The following is a 22537-nucleotide window of genomic DNA, read 5'->3' on the forward strand; positions in this document are numbered from 1 at the left end:
CCACCTGAGTATGTACAAACGTACACGCCAGGGCGGGGCAGAGGAAGAGGATCACTGTGACGGGAAGCCTGCGCGGCCCGAACGACCCGGGACGCCGTGACCGCATCATCGACGCGGCACTGGACGTGATCGCCGAGCACGGGGTCACGGGCACCACGCACCGGCGTGTCGCCGAGGCCGCGGGCGTCTCGCTGGGGTCCATGACCTACTACTTCGACGGTATGCAGCACCTGCTGATCGAGGCATTCACCCGGCTCGCGGAGTCGATGTCCCACCGCTACCGGGCACTGCTCGACGCCGCGAGGACGACACAGGAGGCGCGTGCCGCCGTGGTGGAGCTCATCTGCGGGCCCGAGTACGGGACCTCCCGGGAGCTCGTGCTGATCTACGAGCTGTACGCCTTCGCCGCACGCGACCCGGCACTGCTGGGGGTCACCCGGTCCTGGATGCGCGCCAGCCGAGCCTCGCTGGGCAAGCACTTCGACCCCAGGACCGCCCGGGGGCTCGACGCGCTGGTGGAGGGGCTCTCCATCCACAACCACATGGACGACGAGCCGCTGAGCCGCGAGGAGGTCGCCGCGATCGTGGCGGCCGTCAGTGCCGGTGCCGCACCCGGCGGGCGCGGCTGAGCCGCGCCCGCCGGGCTACTGCCGGTACCCGCTGAGGAACCGCCCGATCCGCCCGATCGCCGCCTCCAGGTCGTCCGCGTACGGGAGGGTGAGGATGCGGAAGTGGTCGGGGGTGGGCCAGTTGAAGCCCGTACCCTGCACCACCTGGATCTTCTCCCGCAGCAGCAGGTCGAGCACGAACCGCTCGTCGTCGTGGATCTTGTGGACCTTGGGGTCCAGGCGCGGGAACGCGTACAGTGCGCCCTTCGGTTTCACGCAGCTCACGCCCGGGATCTCGTTCAGCTTCTGCCAGGCGCGGTCGCGCTGTTCGTGGAGCCGGCCGCCCGGGGCGGTGAGCTCACGGATGGACTGGCGGCCGCCGAGCGCGGCCTGGATGGCGTACTGGGCGGGGGCGTTGGCGCACAGGCGCATGGAGGCCAGCATCGTCAGGCCCTCCAGATAGTCCTTCGCGTGGCTCTTCGGCCCCGTGACCACCAGCCAGCCCGAGCGGAAGCCCGCCACCCGGTACGTCTTGGACAGGCCGCAGAAGGTGAGGACCACCAGGTCGGGGGCGAGGGCCGCGGCCGAGTGGTGGACGGCGTCGTCGTACAGGATCTGGTCGTAGATCTCGTCGGCGAAGACCATCAGACCGTGGCGGCGGGCCAGGTCGAGGATGCCCTCGACGACCTCCTTCGGATACACCGCGCCCGTGGGGTTGTTGGGGTTGATGATGACGACGGCCTTCGTGCGGTCGGTGATCTTGGCCGCCATGTCGTCCAGGTCCGGGTACCAGTCCGCCTGCTCGTCGCACAGGTAGTGGACCGCCTTGCCGCCCGCGAGGGTCGTCACCGCCGTCCAGAGCGGGAAGTCGGGCGCCGGGATCAGGATCTCGTCGCCGTCCTCCAGCAATGCCTGGACGGCCATCGACACCAGTTCCGAGACGCCGTTGCCGAGGAAGACGTCGTCCACGGTCACGTCCAGGCCCAGGGTCTCGTAGCGCTGCGCCACCGCCCGGCGCGCGGAGAGGATGCCGCGCGAGTCCGTGTAGCCGTGCGCCTGGGGGAGCATCCGGATCATGTCCTGGACGATCTCCTCCGGCGCCTCGAAGCCGAAGAGCGCGGGATTGCCGGTGTTGAGGCGCAGCACGCTGTGGCCCGCCTCCTCCAGTGCGTCGGCGTGCTCGATCACCGGGCCGCGGATCTCGTAACAGACCTCGCTCAGCTTGCTCGACTGCCGGAACTCCATGCGCCCGCCCTCCGGATCGTGGTGTCACTTGGTTTTACCAAGTAGACGCTTGGAAAGTCCAACAGCATGTCTAGACTGCGTCACATGCCACCTCGCCGCCGAAGCTACGACCAGTACTGTTCCGCCGCCCGGGCGCTCGACGTCGTCGGAGACCGCTGGACCCTGCTGATCGTCCGTGAACTGCTGGCCGGACCGCGCCGGTACACGGACCTGCACGCGGATCTGCCGGGCGTCAGCACCGATGTGCTCGCCTCGCGGCTGAAGGACATGGAGCGGGACGGACTCGCCACGCGGCGCCGGCTGCCTCCGCCCGGCGCCGCGTCCGTCTACGAACTCACGGGCCGGGGGCGGGAGTTGCTGCCCGTGCTACAGGCCCTGGGGCGGTGGGGCGAGGGGGCGCTGGGCGAGTGCCGGCCCACGGACGCCGTACGGGCGCACTGGTTCGCGCTGCCGCTGCTGCGCGGCCTGGAGGAGGTGGGGGACGGCGGCCCGGCGCTGTCGGGGCTGGTCGAGGTGCGGCTGCCGGAGGGCACGTTCCACGTGTGGGCGGGCGAGGCGGAGGGGCCCGTGTACGGGGACGGGCCGGCGCCCCGTACGCCGGACGCGCGGCTGTCCTTCGAGGACGCGGCGGTCTCCGCGGCCGTGCGCCGGGGGGAGACGAGCGTGGTGGACGTCGTGCGCGCGGGGCGCGTCGTGGTGGAGGGCGACGGGGCGCTCGCCAAGGAACTGCGCGAGCTGCGCACGGCCTGACACGCGGGTGGTCCGCCGCACCGTCGTGCGCGGGTGGTCCGCTGCCCCGTCGTGCGCGGGCGGCTCACTGCGTGCCGTCGTACGTCGGGCGGGTCACTGCACCGTCCGTGCGCGGGTGGTCCGCCGCACCGTCGTGCGCGGGTGGTCCGCTGCACCGTCCGTGCGCGGGTGGTCCGCCGCACCGTCGTACGCGGGTGGTCCGCTGCACCGTCCGTGCGCGGGCGGCTCACTGCGTGCCGTCGTACGTCGGGCGGGTCACTGCACCGTCCGTACGCGGGCGGCCGGCCCGCCGCACCGTCCGTACGGGGGCGGCCCGCCGCACCGTCGTACGTGGTGCGGCGGGCCGCCGGGCAGCCGGGGCGGTGCTCAGGCCCCGGGCGGCACCCGCGACGGCCGTCCCGGCCCGCGCGTCAGCGCGTACCCGCCGACGCCCGCCAGCGCCGCCAGCACGCCGCCGACCGCCGTCCACACCCAGCGGTCGGACCACCAGCCGGACGACCAGCCGTCCTCCGGCTCGATGGCGGAGAGGACGGCGTTCGGCTCCTCGTCGGAGCCGGCGTTCCCGGCGCCCGTCACGGCGATGCCCGGCACCAGCGGCTCGGCCAGCGAGCCGTCCACCGCCGCCGCGCCGCCCATCTCCTCGGAGCCGACCAGGACCTCGGCGCTCACGGGCATGCCCCGGTCGGCCGTCGCCAGCTCCGTCGTGGTCAGCCGGACGTAGTACGTGCCCGGCAGCGGGTCGTTCGCCCACGGCTCCGACCAGGCGCGCACCGTGCGCAGGACGCAGGCCAGGGTCACGGTGTCCGTGGCCTGACCGGCCGTGCGCGTCTGGGCGCCGTACTGGCAGGCCTGGCGGCGCCGCAGCCCGTCGTACACGTCGACCTGCCAGGTGGACGACGCGGAACGGGCGCCCTCCGGCAGCTTCACCGTGGCCGTGACGGTGGGGCGCTGTTCGGCGTCCGCGGGGAACGACCAGTACATGTAGTCGCCCGCCGAGGCGTTCGCGGTCGCCTTCTGGCCCTGTTCGATCTCCGTCGCCGTACGGAACGACGTACCCGCCCGGGTCGGCGCGCCGGAGCCGGCCGCGCCGTCCGACGCGCTCGCGGCGGGCGTCGCGTCGGCGACGGCGGGGGCGGCGGCACCGCCCAGCAGCAGGAGACCGGCCGTCACCGCCAGGACCGCGGTTCTCGCCGCAGGCGCGGTACGCGCAGTACGGGGTGTACGCGCAGTACGGGGTGTACGCAACACGTCAGTGATCCGCATCAGTTGCTCCTCCACACCGCGATCCGCCACCGCGACACCCAGCCCCACAGCAGTCCGGCCAGGAAGCCGACCAGCACCAGGACGCCCAGCAGCCACCAGCCGCGGCCCAGGCCGAAGGCGGCCACGTCGCTCGCGCCGCTCGGTCCGCCCACGACGTCGACCGTCATCTCGACCGGCAGGCCCGGCGTGGTCTTGACGCCTTCGGCGGGGGAGAAGGAGTGGGTGACGACGACGCACACGGTCTCGGCCGCGGGCTTCTGCTCGCCGGCGGTGTCCTGGGAGTTCTCGGCGTCGTCGCGTTCGGGCTTCGGGTAGCGCAGGCCCGTCGAGACGACGTCGGTACGGCCGGTGCCCGCGGCCTCGCCGCGCACGATCTCCCGCCCGTGCACGGTGACCGCCCGCACGAGCAGCCCGTACGAGGGGTCGACGGCGCGGTCCGCCGCGATGCTCACCGAGGTGCGCAGCTCCTGGCCCGGCAGCACGTCGACGCGGTACCAGCGCTCCTGCCCGAACTCCTCGCGGTCGGTGTACAGGCCGGACCCGAGCTTCGGGGCCTTCGCGCACGCGTCGGCGCCCTCGACGGCCCGCGGCACGACCACGGGGTCGGCGGCCCGGTCCACCAGGTCGTTGACCCGGTCGGTCAGTTCGTCGGTGTGCTCGATGGACGTGTACGTACCGCCGGTCGCCTCGGCGATGCAGCTCAGCTGGACGCGGAGCTTCGCGTTCGGCACCAGGCCGAGCGTGTCGATGGTCAGGCCGATGCCCTTGGCGGCTATCTCGCGGGCCACCTCGCACGGGTCGAGCGGGGCGCAGGTGTCCTCGCCGTCGCTGATCAGCACGATGCGCTTGGTGCCGTTGCCGCCCTCCAGGTCCTCGGCGGCCGCGAGCAGCGCGGGACCGATCGGCGTGAAGCCGGTGGGGACGAGGGTGGCGACCGCCGTCTTCGCCTCGGTGCGGTCCAGCGGCCCCACCGGGTAGAGCTGTGCGGTGTCCTTGCAGCCGGTCTGGCGGTCCTCGCCCGCGTAGTCGGCGCCCAGCGTGCGGATGCCGAGCTCGACGTCCTCCGGGGTCGCGTCCAGCACCTCGTTGAACGCCTGCTTCGCCGCCGCCATCCGGGAGTCGCCGTCGATGTCCCGGGTCCGCATGGACCCGCTGACGTCGAGCACCAGGTCGACCTTGGGCGCGACCTTGTCCGCCGTCTCGTCGGCGACGGCTCCGGACGGGACGGCGAGGGACGCCGTCAGGGCGGCGAGCAGGGCGCAGGCTCCCGCCGCCAGCCGTTTTCTTGTGATCATCGGCGGATCTTATTGAGGTCGGGGGGCGCGCATCAAAACCACGCGGGTAGACCCCGTACCGCACGAGTCGTGCGTCTGAACGCAGGGGTTACGGGAGTGGACCAGGGTTACATGAGGGGATTCGGCAGCTCCGTCCAGAGGTCTCCGGGCCGGTGTGGGGAGAGCCGCATCAGCGTCAGCGCCTTCGTGGGCACCGGGTTCTCCCGCAGCGCCCCGAGGTCGGGCGTGCGCGGCAGGTCCCGTACGGCCGTGGAGAGCGCCTCGCGCAGGGCGGGGGCCGAGCCCGCCGTGGCGGCCAGGGCGCCCGCCAGCAGGGAGCCGAACAGCTTGCGGCGCAGGGCGGCCGGGTCGTCGGTGAGGTTGCGGCCGGGCAGGCCGGGCGGGCCGGGCAGCGGGACGGCATGGCGGGCGAGCCGGGCCGGGCTGATGCGGATGTCGGCGAGGTCGCGGTAGACCAGCCGGACGGGGTCGCCCGAGGCCGACAGGACGACGAGCAGGTTCTGGCCGTGTGCCTCCAGGGCCACGCCCAGTTCCAGCAGCCGCAGGCCGACCGTGAGCGTGAGACGGGCGAAGTCGGCGAGCCAGGGACGGGCGCCGGGCAGGCCGGTGGCCGGGAGGGCGGCCACCGGGACGACCCGCTCACCGGCGCCGCCGTCCGCGTACACGTCCGGCGCCTCGCGCAGCACCGCCGCCAGCTCCGGGGTGCCCGCGGTGACGGCGCCCAGCGTGCGGGTGATGTGCAGCAGGCCGTCGGTGCGGGCGGCGACGGTCCCGGCGAACTCCGAGAGGGGCATGGACGAGTGGACCGAGGCCACGGAGATGTCCCGTACGGAGGACGTCAGCCGGGCGCTCAACGTCGTCTTGACGTGCGGTCCGCCGGGCCGCCCGGCGTCCTGCAGGGCGAGGGTGCGCAGGGACATCAGCGGGTGTGCCGGGACGCCGGGCACGACCGGCGTCCCGAGGACGTGGCCGGCCTGCCAGGGGTGCACGGGGACCAGCACCCGGCCTCCGTCGCGGAAGCGTTCCGGCCAGTCGCCCACGACCAGGCAGCCGTCCGCCCCCGAGGGGAGCCCGGCGAGGGCGAGCCGTACGACCGGGCGGTGTTCCGGCGCGTAGGCGAGCTGCTCGGCCACCGAGAAGCCGGGGCGCGACCGGCAGTTGGGGTGGTAGGGGTGGCCGTCGACCACCCGCTGCTCCCACTCCGCGCTCGTCGACGGCCGTGCGGGGCAGGCCGGGCCGGCGGGACGCTGGTTCGCGCGGGACAGGGCCGACGACGCCGCGCTGTGGTCGAGTTCCGCGGCGAAGCCCTCGCCGTGCGGCACGGCGAGGGCCGTCACCAGCCGCGCCGCCCGGTCGTACGGCCGGCCGTCGAGCCGCAGCTCCGTGACGTACGCGGCGGTCGCGTACGGGTCGGGGTGCGGGCCGTGCAGCCGGCGTCCGTCGGCCAGGTGCAGGGTCAGCCCGTCCCGGCCGCGCTCACGGCGCGCGATCCAGGGCAGCGGCTCGTACGCCAGCGCGCGCCACAGCCGCGACAGTACGGCCGCGCGCGCACCGGGGAGCGCCTCTGCGTACGGCTGCGTCAGGTCGGGCCGTACGGCGGCGAGTTCGTCGGCGAGCGCGGCCTCGGCCTCGGGCGTGATGGGACGGTGCACGGGCGGGCTCCTCGGGTACGGAATCGGTGCGGGGCGGCGTGCGGCAGCCGTCGGTGCGGCGCGGTGAACAGCCGTGCGCCGCTGCGCCCCGGGCGCCGGCCTGCGGCGACAGACATACTGATCACCAGTGCACCGTACGGACGAATGGATCCCGTGGACGCCAAGCACCCCTGGGACGACGTCGGCGTTGCGGCCGACGCGTACGCCGCCGCTCCGCTCCTCAATTGTCTGCTCCGGGAGGTGGGGGAGCGGACCGGGCCGGACGAATACCGGTTGAGGGCCACCGGCCGGCTGCTGCGGGTCCGCGGCACCAGACGCCCCGCCGGCCCGGAGCTGCGCAGACACGGCCTCTGGTACCGCCTCACCCACGCCGAGCTGGTCAAGCTCACCGCCGAGGAGCTGCGTCACCACACCGGGCTCGTCAACTCGGAGCTGCCGGCCGAGATGCTCGACAGCCGGAACGCAGTCGCGGCCGTTCTCGCCGCCCGCGCGCGGGCGGTCCCGTCCGCCGACCCGTACGTGCGCTCCGAGCAGTCCCTGATCACCGGTCATCCCCACCATCCCGCCCCCAAGGCGCGCGGTGGCGGCCCGGTCGCGGCCTGGCTGCCGTACGCGCCCGAGGCGCACGCCCGCTTCCCGCTCACACTGCTCGGCGTGCGCGAGGACGTGGTCGTGGAGGAGGGCGACACCTCGGCCCTGGACGCCCTCGGCACCGCCCCGCCCGGCTACCGGCTGCTGCCCGCGCACCCCTGGCAGCTGTCCCTGGTCGGGAGGGACCTGGCGGACGCGTTCGCGGACGGGCGCCTCGTACGGCTCGGTGCAGTCCCGGGGCACGTGTGGCCCACGGCGGCGATCCGCACGGTCCATGTCCCGGAGGGGACCGCGGTGGGCGGCGACCTCTTCCTCAAGTTCAGCCTGGACGTGCGCATCACCAACGACATCCGCCGGCTGTGGCGCCACGACCTGCTGAAGCTCCGCCGTACGGACACCGCGGCGGCCACCGCCTTCGCGGGCCTCCCCGGCCCGGCGGCCTGGCTGAGCGACCGCGGTTACCGCACCGCCGGCTTCGCCTTCGAGGAACTCGCCGTCCTGGTGCGGGACGGGCTGCGGGAGCACCTGCTGCCCGGTGCGACACCGCTGCTCGTCGCCGCGCTGGCGGAGGGGTTCGACGGCAGCCCGCTGGACCGCCTCGACGCCCCGGCCGCCTGGTGGGAGGCGTATCTGCGCCAGGTCGTGCCCCCGGTGCTGGAGGCGTTCGCGCGGCACGGCGTCGTCCTGGAGGCGCACATGCAGAACAGCCTGGTCGCCGTGGACGCGGCCGGCCTGCCCGTACAGGCGCTGTTCCGGGACGCGGAGGGCGTGAAGCTGCTGCCGGAGACGGACCGGGCCGCCGGGTGGGAGCGGCTGGTGTACTGCCTGGTCGTCAACCACCTGCTGGAGGTCGCCGCCGTCCTGGCGGAGCGGTGGCCCGGATTCGACCCGTGGCCGGCCGTACGCCGGGAGTTCGCCGTCCGCCCCGGCCCGCCGGAGGCCGCCGGCCTGCTCGCCTCGCCCACCCTGCCGGGGAAGACCAACCTGCTGCTGCGCTGGACGGGCGCGGACGGCGCGGACGCCCGCTACCTGCCGCTGCCCAATCCGCTGCGCCGAGGATGACGGCGCCCTCCGTCCGGCCCGGTCCGGCCCGTGCCTCGCCGGGACCGAGGCCCGAGGCTTCCCCCTGCCCGGCCGGTTCCGCGATCGCGTCGCCGGGTGCTTCGCGGAAGCCCGAGCGGTGCGCGGAACCAGGCCGGGCGCCCGGCGGGACTTCGGTCCGCCGCTGACTCACCGGACGAGAGGTCACCGCGGATCGCGGCCAAGTTCTGTCCGCAATCGCCGATAGCGTGAGAGGCGGCCCTCTTCCGTCGACGCGAGGATGCTCATGCAGCAGAAGGCAATTCAGATCATCGGCGCCCGTGAGAACAACCTCAAGAACGTCTCAGTGGAGGTGCCCAAGCACAAGGTCACCGTGTTCACCGGAGTGTCGGGGTCGGGAAAGTCCTCCTTGGTGTTCGACACGATCGCGGCCGAGTCGCAACGACAGCTCAACGAGACGTTCACCGCGTTCGTACGGAACCGGCTGCCCAAATACGGTCAGCCCGACGCCGACGCCATCGCGAACCTCTCCACGGCAGTGATCATCGATCAGAAGCGCATCGGGGGGAACGCGCGGTCCACCGTCGGGACGATCACCGACATCTACGCGTTGCTCCGGTTGCTCTACTCGCGGGTGGGTGAGCCCTGGATCGGATACTCCAACGCCTTCTCCTTCAACGACCCTTCGGGCATGTGCCCCGACTGCGAAGGCCTCGGCACCCGGGTGCAGGTCGACCTCGACAAGCTGCTCGACACGTCCAAGTCCCTCAACGAGGGCGCCATCCGGCATCCCGCCTTCAACGTCGGCGGCTGGTTCTGGAAGCTGTACGCCCACTCCGGTCTCTTCGACAACGACAAGAAGCTCCGCGACTACAGCGAGAGCGAGTGGGAGGTGTTCCTGCGCGGAGCGCAGGGCTCGATCGCCCTGGACTGGCAGGGCGGGCAGATCAACTCCAAGTACGAAGGACTGCTGCACAAGTTCGACCGGCTGTACCTGCGCAAGGAACCGGACGAGATGAGCGCCAAGAACCGCGAGGCGCTGGAGCGGGTCGTCACCAGGGGGCCCTGCGACACGTGTAAGGGCCGACGTCTCAGTCAGCGGGCGCTCGGCTGCCGCATCAACGGCCGGAACATCGCCGAGCTGGCGTCCCTGGAGGTCGCCGACCTGATGGAAGCGGTCAAGAAGGTGGAGTCACCGACCGTCTCCACCCTGACGGCCAGTCTCAACGAGCGGCTGCAGCACCTCATCGAACTGGGGCTGGGATACCTCAGCCTCAACCGTGAGACCTCCACGCTCTCCGGCGGCGAGTCGCAGCGCATCAAGATGGTGCGTCACCTGAACAGTTCGCTCGTCGATGTGGTGTACATCTTCGACGAGCCGACCATCGGCCTGCACCCCAGTGACGTGCAGAGGCTCAGTCGGCTGCTGATGGAGCTGGCCGAGAAGGGCAACACCGTGCTCGTGGTCGAACACGACCGCGACATCATCGAGATGGCCGAGCACGTCATCGACCTCGGGCCCGGTGCCGGACGGAACGGGGGCGAGATCGTGTACCAGGGCAGTGTCCGTGGCCTGGCCGACGCGGACACCCCGACCGGGCGGTTCCTGCGGCGGACCATCCCCGTCAAGGACCGGTTCCGTGAGCCGAAGGGGCACCTGGAGGTGACCGGCGCCCGGGCCCACAACCTGAAGGACATCACCGTACGGATCCCGCTCGGTGTCCTCACCGCCGTCACCGGGCCCGCCGGCTCCGGCAAGAGCACCCTCGTCCACGACGTACTCCTTCGGCAGCACCCCTCGGCCGTCGTCATCGACCAGTCGGCGGTCACCACGAACCGGCGCTCCAACCCCGCGACCTACACCGGCATCATGGACGAGATACGCCGGCTGTTCGCCCGGGAGAACCGGGTCAGCCCCTCGTTGTTCAGCTTCAACTCCGAGGGTGCCTGCCCCAACTGCCAGGGGCACGGCATCATCTACACCGACCTCGCCTTCATGGACCCGATGATCACGACCTGCGAGGTCTGCGCGGGCATGCGTTTCACCGAGGACGTCCTGCGCCTCACCCTGCGCGGACGGAACATCCACGATGTGCTGTCGATGAGCGCCGCCGACGCGGCCGAGTTCTTCACCGAGCCCAAGGTCGCCGCGACCCTCCGTTCCATCAACCAGGTGGGCCTCGGCTACCTCCAGCTCGGGCAGCCGCTGAACACCCTTTCCGGCGGGGAGTGCCAGCGCATCAAGCTCGCCACGGAGCTGGGGAAGAAGGGCAGCGTCTACGTCATGGACGAGCCCACCACAGGACTTCACATGTCCGATGTCGACAGTCTGGTCCGCCTCGTCGACGGACTCGTCGAGAAGGGCAACTCCGTCATCGTCATCGAGCACAACCTCGACGTCGTCAAGCACGCCGACTGGGTCGTCGACCTCGGTCCCGGAGGCGGCAGCGAGGGAGGACGGGTGATCTTCGAGGGCACCCCCGCCGAGCTGGCGAAGGCCGAGCACTCCGTCACCGGACGGTTCCTCGCCGCGTCGCTGCCGGGCTGAGGCATCCGGTCCCGGTGGGGCCGGCGGTCCCGGGGCGCCGCCCGCCCCGCACGACGGGGGCATCCCGTGTGCTCCCGGCCGCGGCCCCGGCCCGGGAGCGGCCCCGGCCCCGGAGCGGGGCCGGGGCCGGAGCGGGGCCGGAGCACACGGCGACGTGCCGCCGCCGTGTCCGCGAGCGGAGCCGGGCGCCGGGCGGCGGGCGGCGGGCGTGCGGCCGCCGCCACGGGCATGCCGGTACGGATTCCGGCTTCCTGCCGGGCCCGAACCGCCGGAGACGGGCTCAGCCCCGGGGGCTTCGCCCTCCCGGCGAACGATGACGGCCGGTCAGCTCCTCCAGTGTCGGCACCACCTCGCTCGGCGCCGGAGTCCGCAGCATCTCCGAGCGGATGCGAGCCGCGCCCTGACGGAAGGACGGCTCGGTCAGCACCTGCCCCAGCTTGTCCCGGACGCGCCCGGCGGAGGCGCCCTCGGAGTGGGGCGGGAGGAACACCCCCGCCCCCAGTTTCTCGAGCTGTCCGGCCCGGAAGACGTCGTCCCACTGCCAGGCGAGGGCAAGCTGCGGTATGCCGTGCAGCGCCGCTGTCGCCCAGGTGCCTGCGCCGCCGTGGTGGACCACGGCGGCGCAGGTCGGCAGGACGGCATGCAGAGACAGGCTGTCCACGACCCGTACGTTGGCGGGCAGCGGCGGCAGGCCCTCGCGCTCCTCGGCCTTCACCGTGGCGACCACCTCGGCGTCCAGCTCCGCGATGGACGCCAGCAGCTCACCGGCCCGGGGCAGACCGGTGAAACCCGTCGAGCGCTCCGTGATGCCCTGGGTGAGCAGCACCCTCGGGCGCTCCGGGTCCGCCCGCAGCCACGGCGGCACCACGGCCGGTACCGGGCCGTTGTACGGGATGAACCGGACGGGCACCGTCGGACGCGCCGTGGGCAGCCGCACGCTCGGCGGCATCTGGTCGATCGTCCAGTGGCCGCTGATCACCTCGGGGCGGAAGGCCTCACCGTGTCGTTCCAGTGTCCACGTCAGCCACTCCTCCAGCGCATCGTCCCGGTGCTCGGCCGGCATCTCCCCCAACGCCTGCCGGAACCGGTCGTGCACCCTCAGGAAGAGGTCCGGGCCCCACAGCAGACGGGCGTGCGCCGCACCGGTGGCCTGGGCCGCCACCGCGCCGGCGAAGGTGAAGGGCTCCCAGACCACCAGGTCGGGGCGCCACCAGCGGGCGAAGTCCACCAGCTCGTCGATCATGGAGTCGTTGTTGATCTGGGCGTAGAACGCCGCCGTCAGCATCGAGGCGGACGCCTCGAGGAACTCCGCGCCGAGCAGCTCCGGCCGGTTCTCCAGGTAGTCGGGATTCCGGTGCAGGGCGAACACCCCGGGGGCCATGACTCCCATCACCGCCTGCACCTGGTGATCCGTACCCACCGGTACAGCCGTGAGTCCCGCGCGGGTGATGCTGTCGGTGAGGGCGGGCTGGCTCGCCACCCGGACGTCGTGTCCCGCCGTCCGCAGCGCCCAGGAGAGCGGCACCACACCGTTGAAGTGCGCGTCCATGGCGAACGCTGTCACCAGCACTTTCATCGAGTCACCCTTTCCGGGTCATTTCTGGGCCAGTGGCAGCGACAGCGGGGCGCGGACCACCGGCGAGCGTCCGCGCCGCAGCGGCTCGCCCTCGGGCCGCAGCCCGGGCAGTCGTTCGGCCACCGCCCGCAGCACCGCTGTGCACTGCAGGCGGACGAGCGGGGCGACCAGCCGGACGTGATCCGGGCCTGCCAGGGCGACGTGCGCGAAACCGGGGCGGCTGGGGCGATCGAGGCTGAAGCGGTCGGGGTCCGCGTACAGTTCCGGGTCCCTCTGCGCGGCGTCGACCAGCACCACCACGTGCTGGTCCGCCTCCAGCGTCTCGCCGCCGATCTCGACCTCGCCCTGGGTGATCAGGCTGCGCAGCGTCACGGGCGGGGCCCAGCGGAGGGTCTCCTCGACCGCGTCCGCGGCCCTGCCGGGATCGGCCAGCAGCAGTGACCACTGCTCGCCGTGCGCCAAGAGCGCCATGACGGCGTTCGCCACGGTGACGACCGCCATCTCGGCTCCCACCACCGCGCTCAGGACAGCGGCCGTGACGGTGTCCCCGGGATCGCGTCCGCCTTCCGGGCCGACGGCCAGCAAGGCGCTCAGCGCATCGCCGGCGGGGTCGGTGACGCGGGTCGACACGGCCGCCTCCATCAGCTCCCGGACGCGCCGCAGCGCCCGCGCCATCGCTCGGGCCGCCGGGAGGCGCGGCGGGCAGAGCGTGGAGTCGAGCGCCGGCCCGCAGGCGGGCAGCAGCTCCAGCAGTTCGGTCCGTGCCGTGTCGGGGAGGCCCAGCACGGTGGCGAGCGAGCCGACGACCGCCGGCCGCGCCAGATCCCGTACCAGGTCGAAACGCGGCGGCAGGCCGTCCAGCACACGGTGGACCGACCGCTCCGCGTCCGTCTGCCACGCCGGGCACGTGCGGGGGCCGAGGACCGGGCCGAGCAAGGCCGCCAGGCGATCCCGCTCGGCGGCGGCCGGGGTCAGGAGGTCTTCGCCGAGCGGAGTCACATGACAGGTCCGCCATGTCTCCCACACGTTGTCCCGGACGTGCTCCTGCGGGCCGTCCGTCCCGGGGTGACGGACGGCGAGCAGCGGGTCGTCCGACAGGCGTGCCGAGAGCCGGCCGTCCGCCGTCACCCACGTGCCCAGCGCACTGCGGTGGAGGGGTCCCCGGTCGCGCACCAGCTCACCGAGGGACAGGTGGTCGGCTTCGCCGCGCAGCCGCCGGGCGTAGGGGTCGCCCAGGGCGGCGAAGACGAAGTGGAATCCGCGCACCGTCAGCAGGTGGCGCCCCAGTTCGCTGTCGGTCGGGACGGCCGCCGGAGCGGGCGTGGGTGTCGTCGGCATCGTCATGTCCCTCCGGCTGTGGCGGCCCGGGTGTGGGCGCAGATGGCGGCGGCCAGTGGCTCGTGGACAGCGAGGGGCAGGGCGTGTCCCATGTTCTCGATCTCCACGACGCGGGCGCCGGGGATCCGGTCGGCGAGATGACGGGCGTGCGGCGGCGGAGCGGCGGGGTCGCGCATCGCCTGGATCGCCAGCACCGGTGTGGTGACGCGGGACAGCTCCGCCCCCCGCGACACCGGCGGCTGCGGGATCATGTGGTGCACGATCGGCTCCTCGAAGGTCCCCGAGTGGGCGATGGCCAGGAGCTCGCGACGGCGGAACTCGTCGGCGTCGAAGGGCACTCCGTCCCCGTTGAGCAGGCGCCACTTCTCCACCCGGCGCTCCAGCCGCTCCTCGTCCGTCTCCGCCGGCTGCTGCAGCAACGTCATCATGTCGAGGAACCGCCGGGTGGGTGTCGGCAGCCCGCCGGCGGACGGCTCACCTCTGAGGGCGGCCTCGATGTCGGCGTCGAAGTCGACGTCGAGTGCGCCGCCCAGCATCACCGTGAGGGTGAGGAGCCGCTTCGGTGCGTCCAACGCGAGGAGCTGGCCGATGGTGTGGCCCAGCGACATACCGACCACATGGCCCGCGTCGACCCCCCAGCCGTCCAGGACGGCCACGGCGTCGTTGGTCAGTTCGTCGAATCCGTACGGATGGAGCGCGAAGTCGCGCCGGGTGGAGCGTCCGGTGTCCCGGTGGTCGTAGCGGATCACGAAGTGCCCGGCGGCTACCAGCCGTTGTACGAACTCGTCCGGCCACGACTTGGCGGTGAGGTTGCCACCGGCGATCAGGAGCATCGGGGCGCCGGCCGGGTCGCCGAGCCCCTCGCTCCACAAGGTCGTCTCACCGCTGGTGATGATGCGTGTCGGCATCGCTGCCTCCCTTCCTGGTCCTCGGTCCTTCAACTGCCGGTGGGCGCGGGAGCCAGGACGAGCAGCGAGAGGTCGTACGGGATGGTCGGCGACGGCAGTTGCCGGACCTCCTCCACCACCAGGCCGGCCGCCGTGGCCAGGTGGTCCCACTTCTCGCGGGTGCGCAGCGCGCCTCCCAGGAAGACCAGCATGCGCAGGTCGAGCTCCGTGAACTGCTCGTTGAACGAGTTCTCCTGGAGGTCGTCGCGCTCGTGGACCAGGATCCGCCCACCGGGTTCGAGGGCCTCGGCGCAGCGGGTGAGGATCCGAACGGCGTCGTGGTCCGGCCAGTTGAGCAGGACGAAGGACAGGATGATCACGTCCGCCCGGCGGGGCAGCGGCTCGAAGAAGTCACCCTCGACGACGTCGACGCGGTCGGAGAGGCCCTCGCCCTTCAGGTACGCGCGGGCGGTGTCCACGGTGCCGGCCATCTCCAGGACGGTCACCGAGGTGTGCGGGGCCTGACGCGCGATGGCCGCGGCAAACCCTCCCTTGCCGCCGCCCACGTCGAGGACGTGCCGGACGTTCGTCCAGTCGTATGCGGCGGCCGGCGCGTCGAAGGCGACGTCCTGGTCGCAGGCGAGCAGCGAGTCGAAGGACGCGCGCAGGTCGGGGCGGGCGGCCAGATCATCGTAGAACGGCTTGCCGTACACCGACTCGTAGGTGGGACGACCGGTTCGCACGGCGTCGAGAAGGCGGATGAAGGAGATGTCGGCGCGGGCCACCGTCTGGGTGAGGTCGTGCCAGGCACGTTGTGCGGCCGGGTGGTCGTCGGCGAGGAGCTCCCCGACCTCCGTCGGGACGAACTCGCCCGGCGCGGCCTCCTCCAGCAGTCCGATCGCCACCAGGTGGCGGATCAGCCGCAGGAGGGCCTGGGGCTGGGTGTCGGTCCTCGCCGCCAGGTCCTCCACGGTGCGGGACCCGTCCCGGATGTGGTCGACGAGCCGCAGGGTGGCGGCCACCCGCACGACCATGGGGGTGTGCAGGCTTCCGAGGCGTATCAGTGTTCTGAGGGCGTCGATCTGCTGCGGCCGGGCCGCGACGGTCGGTTCGGCTGTCATGGGTGTGTCCGCGCTCCTGTCAGGGCGTCGACGGGGAAGGTGGTCAGCGGCGCCAGCCCTCAGGCGTGGGCCAGGGCTCGCCGAGCTGGCGGTATGTGCCGAGGTAGTCGGGCCAGTCGCGGTGGTCGCGGATCTTGCCGTCGACGATGCGTATGAGGTGGATCTGCTCACCGGAGAAGCGGCGCCCGGTGGGCGGCATGCCGACGAGGTTCCCGACGTGCCGGCCGTAGAGGGCCAGCTTCGCCCGTACCCACGAGCCGTTCTCCTCGTACGCGATCTCCTCCAGGTGCGCCTCCTCGGAGAAGGCGTACTTGAGCCAGGTGACGGCAGCCGCGAACGCCTCGGGACCGCGTGCGTCCGGATTGTGCTCCAGCGCGCCCGGGTTCAGGTACTCGGGGTGGATGAACTCCGCCACATCGTCGGTCTTTCCTGTGTTGTAAGCCTCCACCATGCGCCGGACCAGATCGATCTGTGTGCTCATGAAATTCTCCTCCCGCACCGGAAACGATGCCGCCGGCGGCGGCTGCACCCACGATTTTTGTTTTCTCTCGCAGCGATGTACAGAAGGCACCGGAGTTACTCGAACGGCACTCCACCGCTCTTCTAGTGCAGGTCGAATACTGGAGTCCGGGCCGGAATGGAACCCGATCGCCGAATCGCAGAGGCAGGAGCCGACGTTGCAGGACACGTCCTACAAAGAGCAGGTGGCGCACGCCTTCGACCAGTCGTCGTCGACTTATGACCGTCTGGGGGTGCAATTCTTCGGACCCATGGGGCGCCGCCTCGTGGATATCGCCGAACCGGCGGTCGGTGAACGTGTGCTCGACATAGGGTGCGGGCGCGGTGCATGTCTGTTTCCGGCGGCGGAGAAGGTCGGCCCGAAGGGCCGTGTCCACGGCATCGACATCGCTCCCGGAATGATCGACGAGGCGCGGAAGGAAGCGGTGGGGCGTGGCCTGCGCAACGTCGTCCTGGAGGTGATGGACGCCGAATCGCCGACCTTCCCGCCACGCTCCTTCGACCTCGTCATGGGGAGCTACAGCGTCATCTTCCTGCCGGACGCGGTGAGCGCGCTGGCGCGCTACGCCGCGATTCTGGACGACGCCGGAAGGATCGCCTTCACCAGCCCGGAGTTCCGGGCCGGCACGTTCCCCTTCCTGCCCCCGGAGTTCACTCCGCTCATCCCGCGGGCGCTGCTGGAGCACCTGCCCGAGCAGTGGCGGCCCGAGGCGTTGGTCCGGCGGTTCAACAGCTGGCTGGAGCGGGCCGAGGACCTGCGTCAGGCTCTTGAGCGCTGCGGCTACACCTCGGTCGACGTCATCGACGAGCCGGTGCGTATGACGGCCCTGTCCAGCGAGGCGTGGGTGGAGTGGTCCCACACCCAGGGGATGCGGCTGCTGTGGCAGCACCTTCCCGAAGCCCAGCGGACGGAACTGCGCGAACGGCTCATCGAGGGGCTCGACGAACTGAGCGACGACAACGGGGCGCTCGCCATCGACGTGCCGGTCCGTTTCGTCACCGCCCGGGTCGCCCGTTGAGCGAGGAGGTGCGGGCACGCACCGCCGCCAGCGCCGCCGCCGCGGACTCCCGGTCGGCCTCGGCCGCGCCGGCCCGCGGCGGCAGCAGCGGTACCACGGTATTCCGCCCGGACCGTACCGTCGGATGCCGGCGGGCGATGGTGCTCAGCCCCTGCCCCGGGCCCGTCTCCAGGCAGACCACCTCCGTGCGCGAGGTGAGGACCGCGTCCAGCGCCGGCCAGAAGCGCACGGTCTCCACGGGATGCCCGGCCCAGTACGACGGGTCGGCGGCCACGCGCGCGGTCACCAGCCCGCGACGGTAGCCGGAATGCAGGGGAACGCGCGGCGCCGTCACCGGTGTGGCGGCGAACCGCTCGGCCGCACCCGCCGCGTACGGGGCCAGCACGGGACTGTGGAAAGCGGTCATCGAGGGCACCTCACGGCAGGTCAGGCCCGCCTGGCGGAGCCGCCGGGTGACCGCGCGGAGCGGCCCGTCGGGTCCTGCCAGGATCGTCTGACGGGGTGAGTTGACGGCCGCGACCGTCACCTCGCCGTCCCCGAGGTACGGAGCCAGCGCGTCCTCGCCCGCGGCCACCGCCAGCATGCCTCCCGGCGGGGCCGGGGCCAGCCGGCGTACCCGGTCCAGCAGGAGGCCCGCCGCATCGCGCAGGGTGAACACCCCGGCGAGCGCGGCAGCGGCCATCTCCCCGACGCTGTGTCCCAGCAGCGCCCACGGCCGGCCGGTCGCGGCCGTCACCATCCTGCCGAGGGCGTAGTCCACGGCGAACAGCAGCGGCTGGGAGCGGGTGACGTGGTCCAGCGGCACGGCGGGGTGTTCACTCATCCAGTCGGCGCGCAGCCGGCGTCCCTCCCCGTCGGCGGTGACGTCGTACGCATCGAAGACCTCGTCCATGGCAGCGGTGAACACCGGATCGTGTCCGTACAGGCCGACGGCCATCCGCGCATGCTGCGACCCCTGTCCGGGGAACAGGAGGAGAACGACGGACGGTGTCATGACGGGCTCCTCACCGGGCGGCCGGAGCGGCCGCCCACGACGGGCGTTCCAGCAACTCGACGACGGCGCACGACCAGCTGAAGCCGGCGCCGACGCTCACCAGCAGACACAGTTCCCCCGGGGAGAGGCGGCCGGAGGTGATCAGGTGGTCGAACCCGGCGATCGGGTCACCGCCTCCGAGATGGCCGGTGCGCCGGCCGAACTCCCACGTGGTGCGTCTCGGGTCGACGTCCCACTTGTTGAAGAAGGCCGCGCTCAGCCGACGCCAGCCCATGTGCGGCAACACCACCCGGCTGATGTCGCCGAGGCCGACCCCGGCCGTCCGCAGCGCGCCGGTCAGCGCCGCCTCCTGGCCCGCCGAGACCCGGGCGACACTGAACGAGGTACCGGTCTCGGCCACGTACGCCCGCTTGTGCGCGTCCAGGTCCACGGTCCGCTGCTCCTCCGGCGACGGCGGGCCGAACGGGTGCCCGCCCCGGTGCATGCCCTCGAGCACCGGCTCGGAGACGGTCACCAGGCTGCGCAGCCGGGCGAAGCCGCCCTGCCGGGAGACCACCAGGGCCGTACCGCCGTCGGCGTACACCGTGCCGGGGTCGCTGCGCCAGCGGTCGAAACCCGGCGGACGCATCCGGTCGCCCGTCGTGATCAGCGCGGCCGTCCGGTCCGGGGAGGCGAGCAGGTAGGCGTGGGCCAGCTCGAGGGCAGCCATGCCGCCGTTGGACACCTGCCGCACCTCCATGGCCGGGCAGCGGTTCCCGACGGCCACCCGCTGGACGTAGGAGGCGGGCGCCCACAGGTGGTGCCCCTGGAAGTACAGGCTGGCGTGGAGAACGAGGTCGATCCGGGCCGGGTCGACGCCGGAACGGCGCACGGCCTCCTGGGCCGCCAGAGCCGCCATCTCGGCCGGGGTCTCCTTGTCCGCGACCGCCACCGACAGCATCGCCGTCGAGGTGGCGAGTCTGCGGTCACAGTGCCCGGCGGCCACGGCCTGCTCCGTGGTCACCGGCGGAGGCAGCCAGATCCCGCAGCCGGCCACGTACAGGTCCCCGGGAGCCGGTACCGGTGCGGTCATGCGGCCTCCCGGACCACGAGCGCGCTGTTGAAACCGCCGTAGCCGCGGGCGACGACGAGGGCCGCCGGGCCGGCGGCCCGGGCCGCCCTCCCGGCCAGGGGCCGCGGCCGTTCGGTCACCAGGTCGAGCGGCAGCTCCGGATCGGGGTCGACGTGGGCGGTCACCGGAACCACACCGTCCCGCAGCGCCAGCAGAGCGGTCGCCACGTCCAGCGGCCCGGCGCCCGAGTACAGCCGGCCGGTGAGGGTCTTGGGCACCGTCACCGGGACCCCGCGCGGCCCGAAGACCGCCGCCAGGGTCTCCGCCTCGGCCGCGTCCAGCTCCGGCACCGCGGCGCCGTCGGCGAACACCACGGCTACGTCGGCGGCGTCCAGCCCGGCGTCGGCCAGCGCTCCCTCGACGGCACGGACGAGCGAGGAGGGGCGGCCGGAATCCGGCGGGGGGTCGAAGCTCGCCCCGTACCCCGCGATCTCCCCGTAGACCGTCGCACCCCGGGCGGCGGCCCGCTCCCCGTCCTCGACGGTGAGGATGGCTCCTCCCTCGCCCGGGACGTGCCCGGCCGCCCGTCGGTCGAAGGGCAGGTATGCGGCCGTGGGGTCGTCCGATGCGCTCAGTCGGCCCGACTTCACCTGGGCCGCCATGCCGTACGGGCACAGAGACGAGTCCACGGCGCCCGTGACGATCAGTTCGGATCCGCCTCGGATCTTGCGCCGGGCGTGCGCGAGCGCGTCGAGGCCGCCCGCCTGCTCGGTCACCACCACGCCGACCGGGCCGCGGAGGTCGTGACGGATCGCGATCTGCCCGGTGTTGACGGCGTAGAACCAGGCGAACGACATGTACGCGCTGACGTGTGCCGGTCCCTCGCTCCAGAGATGCTGCAGCTCCCGCTGGCCGAAGTCGAAACCGCCGGACGCGCTGGCCGTGATCACGCCCGCGTCCAGCGGGGAGGAGGGGGAGTACCGGGCCTCGCGCAGCGCCCAGTCGGCGGCGGCCAGCGCGTACTGCGTCATCCGGTCGGTCTGCGCCAGCAGCCGCTTCGGCAGGTGGGCGTCGGGTACGAAGCCGGTCACCTCCCCGGCCAGCCGGCCCAGGCTGCCGTCGCCCGCGAACCGCCGCAGCGGCCCGATGCCGCCCCGGCCTTCCAGGACGGCGTCCCAGTACTCCTGCGCGCCCAGACCGTTGGGGGCGATGATGCCGAGGCCCGTCACGACCGTACGGCCCGTACCGCCCCGCCCGGCCGTGGGCGACGAGGAGAAGTCAGAAGGTGCGGTCCGTGCCGCCGTACGTGTCATTCGGCTCACCTCTCGAACCGGCTCAGCACCATGGCGCTCTGGAAGCCGCCGAAGCCGCTGCCCACGGTCAGGGCGTGCCGCACCCGCTGCTCGCGCGCCGTCAGCGGGACGTAGTCCAGGTCGAGCTCCGGATCCGGGTCGTGCAGGTTCGCGGTCGGCGGGATGGCGCCGTACTCGACCGCCAACGCCGTCGCCGCCACCTCCAGGGAGCCGACCGCGCCCAGGGAATGCCCGATCATCGACTTGATGGAGCTGATCGGCACGCGGTGGGCGTGGTCGCCCAGGGAGCGTTTGAAGGCGGCGGTCTCGTGCCGGTCGTTCTGCTTCGTCGCCGTTCCGTGGGCGTTGACGTAGTCCACGTCCGACGGGACGCGGCGGGCCTCGTCGAGCGCCGCGGTGATCGCAGCGGCCATCTCGGCGCCGTCGGCGCGCAGCCCCGTCATGTGGTAGGCGTTGCTGCGCGACGCGTACCCGCCGATCTCCGCGTAGATCCGCGCCCCCCTGCGCAGCGCGGCCTCCGCCTCCTCCAGGACCACGATCGCACCGCCCTCGCCCAGGACGAAACCGTTGCGGCTGCGGCTGAACGGGCGGGACGCGGTTCCGGGCGTGTCATTGTGGTCGGAGGTCGCCCTGATGGCGTCGAAGCAGGCCACGGTGATCGGCGCTATGGGAGCGTCCACCCCGCCGGCGATCATGGCGTCCACCGAGCCCTCCCGGATGAGCTCACATGCGTACCCGATGGAGTCGATCCCGGAGGTGCACCCGGCCGAGACGACGTTCACGGGCCCCTCCGCCTCGGCGAGCCAGGCCACTTCGGCGGCGATGGAACTGGGCACGAAGTAGTCGTACAGCTCGGGCGATCCCCTGTCGGGGTCCACGACCCAGTGCGCTCCGCTGTCACTGAGGGCGACGTACTCCGACTCCAGCTTCTGGGTGCAGCCCACGGCGGTCCCCACACACACCCCGACCCGGTGGGCCGACTCCTCCTCGATCCGCAGCCCGCTGTCGGCGAGCGCCTCCCGGCCGGCGACCAGTGCGAACTGGCCGGCGCGGTCGAGGCGCCGGGTCTGCTCCCCGGACAGCCCGGCCGCCACGGGGTCGAAGTCGCACTCGGCGGCGATACGGGAACGGAAGGGCGTGGCGTCGAAGGTGCTGATGGCCCGGGTCGCGGTGGTCCCGGACAACAGGAACTTCCAGAACGGCTCGGTCCCCGTGGCGCCGGGGGCCACCACGCCGATCCCGGTGATGACGACCCGCCGGTTCACACCGACCACCCTCCGGGCCCGGACGGGGCCGGCACGTCCGGTGCCACGCGCACCTGGCGATGCCGGTACAGGGCCGGTTCGCTGGTGCTCAGTGCCCGCAGGGCCGCCGCGTGGGCGGGGAAGTTTGGGTGTGCCAGGGCGGCGCGGAAGGAGGCTTCGTCGTCCCAGACCGCGACGTTCACGTACTGCGGGCGGGTTCCTGCCGCTCGGTGACCGGTCTCCGCCGGTACCAACAGGGTGTGCCAGCGGAAACCGGGCCGACGGCACAGGAACTCGGCCGTTCCGGCGAACGCCGCCTCGAAGTCCTCGGCGGATCCGCTCAGCGTGAATCGGTTGACGAACATCACCGATCCGCGGCCGGCGTCGTTCGTTTCTGGCAGAGGCATCGCTGCTCCACAGGTCCGTTGGTCCAGGTGGTGCGGGAGGGGCGTCGGTCACGCCGGTCTCCGAGGCTCTGCGGC

The 22537-nt window shown here is 72.6% G+C and carries 19 protein-coding genes; 5 read left to right on the forward strand and 14 right to left on the reverse strand.

Annotated elements, in window-relative coordinates:
* Positions 1–56 precede the first annotated feature (56 nt).
* The gene (locus tag IEZ04_RS06955) at positions 57–629 is read left to right on the forward strand and encodes a TetR/AcrR family transcriptional regulator (RefSeq protein ID WP_189215794.1); all 573 of its coding nucleotides are present in this window, start codon (positions 57–59) and stop codon (positions 627–629) included.
* 15 nt (positions 630–644) lie between these two features.
* Here the strand turns inward: IEZ04_RS06955 and IEZ04_RS06960 are convergent, their stop codons facing one another.
* Entirely contained in the window at positions 645–1853 is a 1209-nt protein-coding gene (locus IEZ04_RS06960) for a pyridoxal phosphate-dependent aminotransferase (protein WP_189215795.1), read from the reverse strand.
* An 84-nt stretch (positions 1854–1937) separates the two neighbouring features.
* Between IEZ04_RS06960 and IEZ04_RS06965 the strand changes: the two genes are divergently transcribed.
* Positions 1938–2603: a winged helix-turn-helix transcriptional regulator gene (locus IEZ04_RS06965; RefSeq protein ID WP_189215796.1), complete on the forward strand. Its 666-nt coding sequence runs from the start codon at positions 1938–1940 to the stop codon at positions 2601–2603.
* A 366-nt stretch (positions 2604–2969) separates the two neighbouring features.
* On the opposite strand, the gene IEZ04_RS06970 is transcribed toward IEZ04_RS06965, so the two are convergent.
* The 3 genes from IEZ04_RS06970 to IEZ04_RS06980 all read right to left on the reverse strand — a co-directional run bounded on the left by IEZ04_RS06970 (position 2970) and on the right by IEZ04_RS06980 (position 6813).
* Positions 2970–3773, reverse strand: coding sequence for a hypothetical protein (locus IEZ04_RS06970; RefSeq protein ID WP_189215797.1), 804 nt, complete (start codon positions 3771–3773; stop codon positions 2970–2972).
* Between the two features lie 92 nt (positions 3774–3865).
* Positions 3866–5161, reverse strand: coding sequence for a VWA domain-containing protein (locus IEZ04_RS06975; RefSeq protein WP_189215798.1), 1296 nt, complete (start codon positions 5159–5161; stop codon positions 3866–3868).
* A 107-nt stretch (positions 5162–5268) separates the two neighbouring features.
* Positions 5269–6813: an IucA/IucC family protein gene (locus tag IEZ04_RS06980; protein ID WP_189215799.1), complete on the reverse strand. Its 1545-nt coding sequence runs from the start codon at positions 6811–6813 to the stop codon at positions 5269–5271.
* Positions 6814–6957: 144 nt separating this feature from the next.
* On the opposite strand from IEZ04_RS06980, the gene IEZ04_RS06985 reads away from it, so the two are divergent.
* Both IEZ04_RS06985 and IEZ04_RS06990 read left to right on the forward strand, forming a co-directional pair.
* Positions 6958–8466: an IucA/IucC family protein gene (locus IEZ04_RS06985; protein WP_189215800.1), complete on the forward strand. Its 1509-nt coding sequence runs from the start codon at positions 6958–6960 to the stop codon at positions 8464–8466.
* Between the two features lie 265 nt (positions 8467–8731).
* A complete protein-coding gene (locus IEZ04_RS06990) occupies positions 8732–10993 on the forward strand; it encodes an ATP-binding cassette domain-containing protein (protein WP_189215801.1) in 2262 nt (753 codons plus the stop codon).
* A gap of 280 nt (positions 10994–11273) precedes the next feature.
* Here the strand turns inward: IEZ04_RS06990 and IEZ04_RS06995 are convergent, their stop codons facing one another.
* Genes IEZ04_RS06995 through IEZ04_RS07015 form a run of 5 tightly spaced genes read right to left on the reverse strand, consistent with a single transcriptional unit; the run spans position 11274 to position 16396 of the window.
* Positions 11274–12569: an activator-dependent family glycosyltransferase gene (locus IEZ04_RS06995; protein ID WP_189215802.1), complete on the reverse strand. Its 1296-nt coding sequence runs from the start codon at positions 12567–12569 to the stop codon at positions 11274–11276.
* An 18-nt stretch (positions 12570–12587) separates the two neighbouring features.
* On the reverse strand, positions 12588–13907 hold the full coding sequence (locus tag IEZ04_RS07000; protein ID WP_189215803.1) for a cytochrome P450 family protein: 1320 nt from the start codon (positions 13905–13907) through the stop codon (positions 12588–12590).
* Between the two features lie 2 nt (positions 13908–13909).
* Positions 13910–14815, reverse strand: a complete 906-nt coding sequence (locus IEZ04_RS07005) for an alpha/beta fold hydrolase (RefSeq protein ID WP_189215804.1) — start codon at positions 14813–14815, stop codon at positions 13910–13912.
* Positions 14816–14844: 29 nt separating this feature from the next.
* Positions 14845–15915 carry a methyltransferase gene (locus IEZ04_RS07010; RefSeq protein WP_189215805.1) on the reverse strand — a complete coding sequence of 357 codons (1071 nt, stop codon included), beginning with the start codon at positions 15913–15915 and terminating at the stop codon, positions 14845–14847.
* A 43-nt stretch (positions 15916–15958) separates the two neighbouring features.
* Entirely contained in the window at positions 15959–16396 is a 438-nt protein-coding gene (locus IEZ04_RS07015) for an ester cyclase (RefSeq protein ID WP_189215806.1), read from the reverse strand.
* Between IEZ04_RS07015 and IEZ04_RS07020 the strand changes: the two genes are divergently transcribed.
* A complete protein-coding gene (locus IEZ04_RS07020) occupies positions 16395–17453 on the forward strand; it encodes a class I SAM-dependent methyltransferase (protein ID WP_189215807.1) in 1059 nt (352 codons plus the stop codon). The two genes, IEZ04_RS07015 and IEZ04_RS07020, sit on opposite strands and share 2 nt — an antisense overlap.
* Here the strand turns inward: IEZ04_RS07020 and IEZ04_RS07025 are convergent.
* The 5 genes from IEZ04_RS07025 to IEZ04_RS07045 are packed head-to-tail and all read right to left on the reverse strand — an operon-like array spanning position 17431 to position 22462.
* Positions 17431–18447 carry an acyltransferase domain-containing protein gene (locus tag IEZ04_RS07025; RefSeq protein WP_189215808.1) on the reverse strand — a complete coding sequence of 339 codons (1017 nt, stop codon included), beginning with the start codon at positions 18445–18447 and terminating at the stop codon, positions 17431–17433. The two genes, IEZ04_RS07020 and IEZ04_RS07025, sit on opposite strands and share 23 nt — an antisense overlap.
* A gap of 10 nt (positions 18448–18457) precedes the next feature.
* Positions 18458–19519 carry a ketoacyl-ACP synthase III family protein gene (locus IEZ04_RS07030; RefSeq protein ID WP_189215809.1) on the reverse strand — a complete coding sequence of 354 codons (1062 nt, stop codon included), beginning with the start codon at positions 19517–19519 and terminating at the stop codon, positions 18458–18460.
* Positions 19516–20811 (reverse strand): ketosynthase chain-length factor, encoded by a 1296-nt coding sequence (locus IEZ04_RS07035; RefSeq protein ID WP_189215810.1) that lies wholly within the window; start codon positions 20809–20811, stop codon positions 19516–19518. The genes IEZ04_RS07030 and IEZ04_RS07035 overlap by 4 nt, the downstream gene beginning before the upstream one ends.
* Before the next feature lie 5 nt (positions 20812–20816).
* A complete protein-coding gene (locus IEZ04_RS07040; protein ID WP_189215811.1) occupies positions 20817–22076 on the reverse strand; it encodes a beta-ketoacyl-[acyl-carrier-protein] synthase family protein in 1260 nt (419 codons plus the stop codon).
* Complete coding sequence (locus IEZ04_RS07045) at positions 22073–22462, reverse strand: antibiotic biosynthesis monooxygenase family protein (RefSeq protein WP_189215812.1); 390 nt, start codon at positions 22460–22462, stop codon at positions 22073–22075. Before IEZ04_RS07045 ends, IEZ04_RS07040 begins: the two co-directional genes overlap by 4 nt.
* Between the last annotated feature and the right edge of the window lie 75 nt (positions 22463–22537).

Origin of the sequence: Streptomyces ruber (assembly GCF_014648075.1) — a bacterium.
Lineage (GTDB): Bacteria > Actinomycetota > Actinomycetes > Streptomycetales > Streptomycetaceae > Streptomyces > Streptomyces ruber.

What these genes read in the sequence shown, in the direction of transcription:
- IEZ04_RS06990 (WP_189215801.1), top strand. Translation starts at nt 8,732, where the DNA reads ATGCAGCAGAAGGCAATTCAGATCATCGGCGCCCGTGAGAACAACCTC.
- IEZ04_RS06995 (WP_189215802.1), bottom strand. Translation starts at nt 12,569, where the DNA reads ATGAAAGTGCTGGTGACAGCGTTCGCCATGGACGCGCACTTCAACGGT.
- IEZ04_RS06960 (WP_189215795.1), bottom strand. Translation starts at nt 1,853, where the DNA reads ATGGAGTTCCGGCAGTCGAGCAAGCTGAGCGAGGTCTGTTACGAGATC.
- IEZ04_RS07005 (WP_189215804.1), bottom strand. Translation starts at nt 14,815, where the DNA reads ATGCCGACACGCATCATCACCAGCGGTGAGACGACCTTGTGGAGCGAG.
- IEZ04_RS07000 (WP_189215803.1), bottom strand. Translation starts at nt 13,907, where the DNA reads ATGCCGACGACACCCACGCCCGCTCCGGCGGCCGTCCCGACCGACAGC.
- IEZ04_RS07020 (WP_189215807.1), top strand. Translation starts at nt 16,395, where the DNA reads ATGAAATTCTCCTCCCGCACCGGAAACGATGCCGCCGGCGGCGGCTGC.
- IEZ04_RS07015 (WP_189215806.1), bottom strand. Translation starts at nt 16,396, where the DNA reads ATGAGCACACAGATCGATCTGGTCCGGCGCATGGTGGAGGCTTACAAC.
- IEZ04_RS06975 (WP_189215798.1), bottom strand. Translation starts at nt 5,161, where the DNA reads ATGATCACAAGAAAACGGCTGGCGGCGGGAGCCTGCGCCCTGCTCGCC.
- IEZ04_RS07010 (WP_189215805.1), bottom strand. Translation starts at nt 15,915, where the DNA reads ATGACAGCCGAACCGACCGTCGCGGCCCGGCCGCAGCAGATCGACGCC.
- IEZ04_RS06985 (WP_189215800.1), top strand. Translation starts at nt 6,958, where the DNA reads ATGGATCCCGTGGACGCCAAGCACCCCTGGGACGACGTCGGCGTTGCG.
- IEZ04_RS07025 (WP_189215808.1), bottom strand. Translation starts at nt 18,447, where the DNA reads ATGACACCGTCCGTCGTTCTCCTCCTGTTCCCCGGACAGGGGTCGCAG.
- IEZ04_RS06965 (WP_189215796.1), top strand. Translation starts at nt 1,938, where the DNA reads ATGCCACCTCGCCGCCGAAGCTACGACCAGTACTGTTCCGCCGCCCGG.
- IEZ04_RS07035 (WP_189215810.1), bottom strand. Translation starts at nt 20,811, where the DNA reads ATGACACGTACGGCGGCACGGACCGCACCTTCTGACTTCTCCTCGTCG.
- IEZ04_RS07045 (WP_189215812.1), bottom strand. Translation starts at nt 22,462, where the DNA reads ATGCCTCTGCCAGAAACGAACGACGCCGGCCGCGGATCGGTGATGTTC.
- IEZ04_RS07030 (WP_189215809.1), bottom strand. Translation starts at nt 19,519, where the DNA reads ATGACCGCACCGGTACCGGCTCCCGGGGACCTGTACGTGGCCGGCTGC.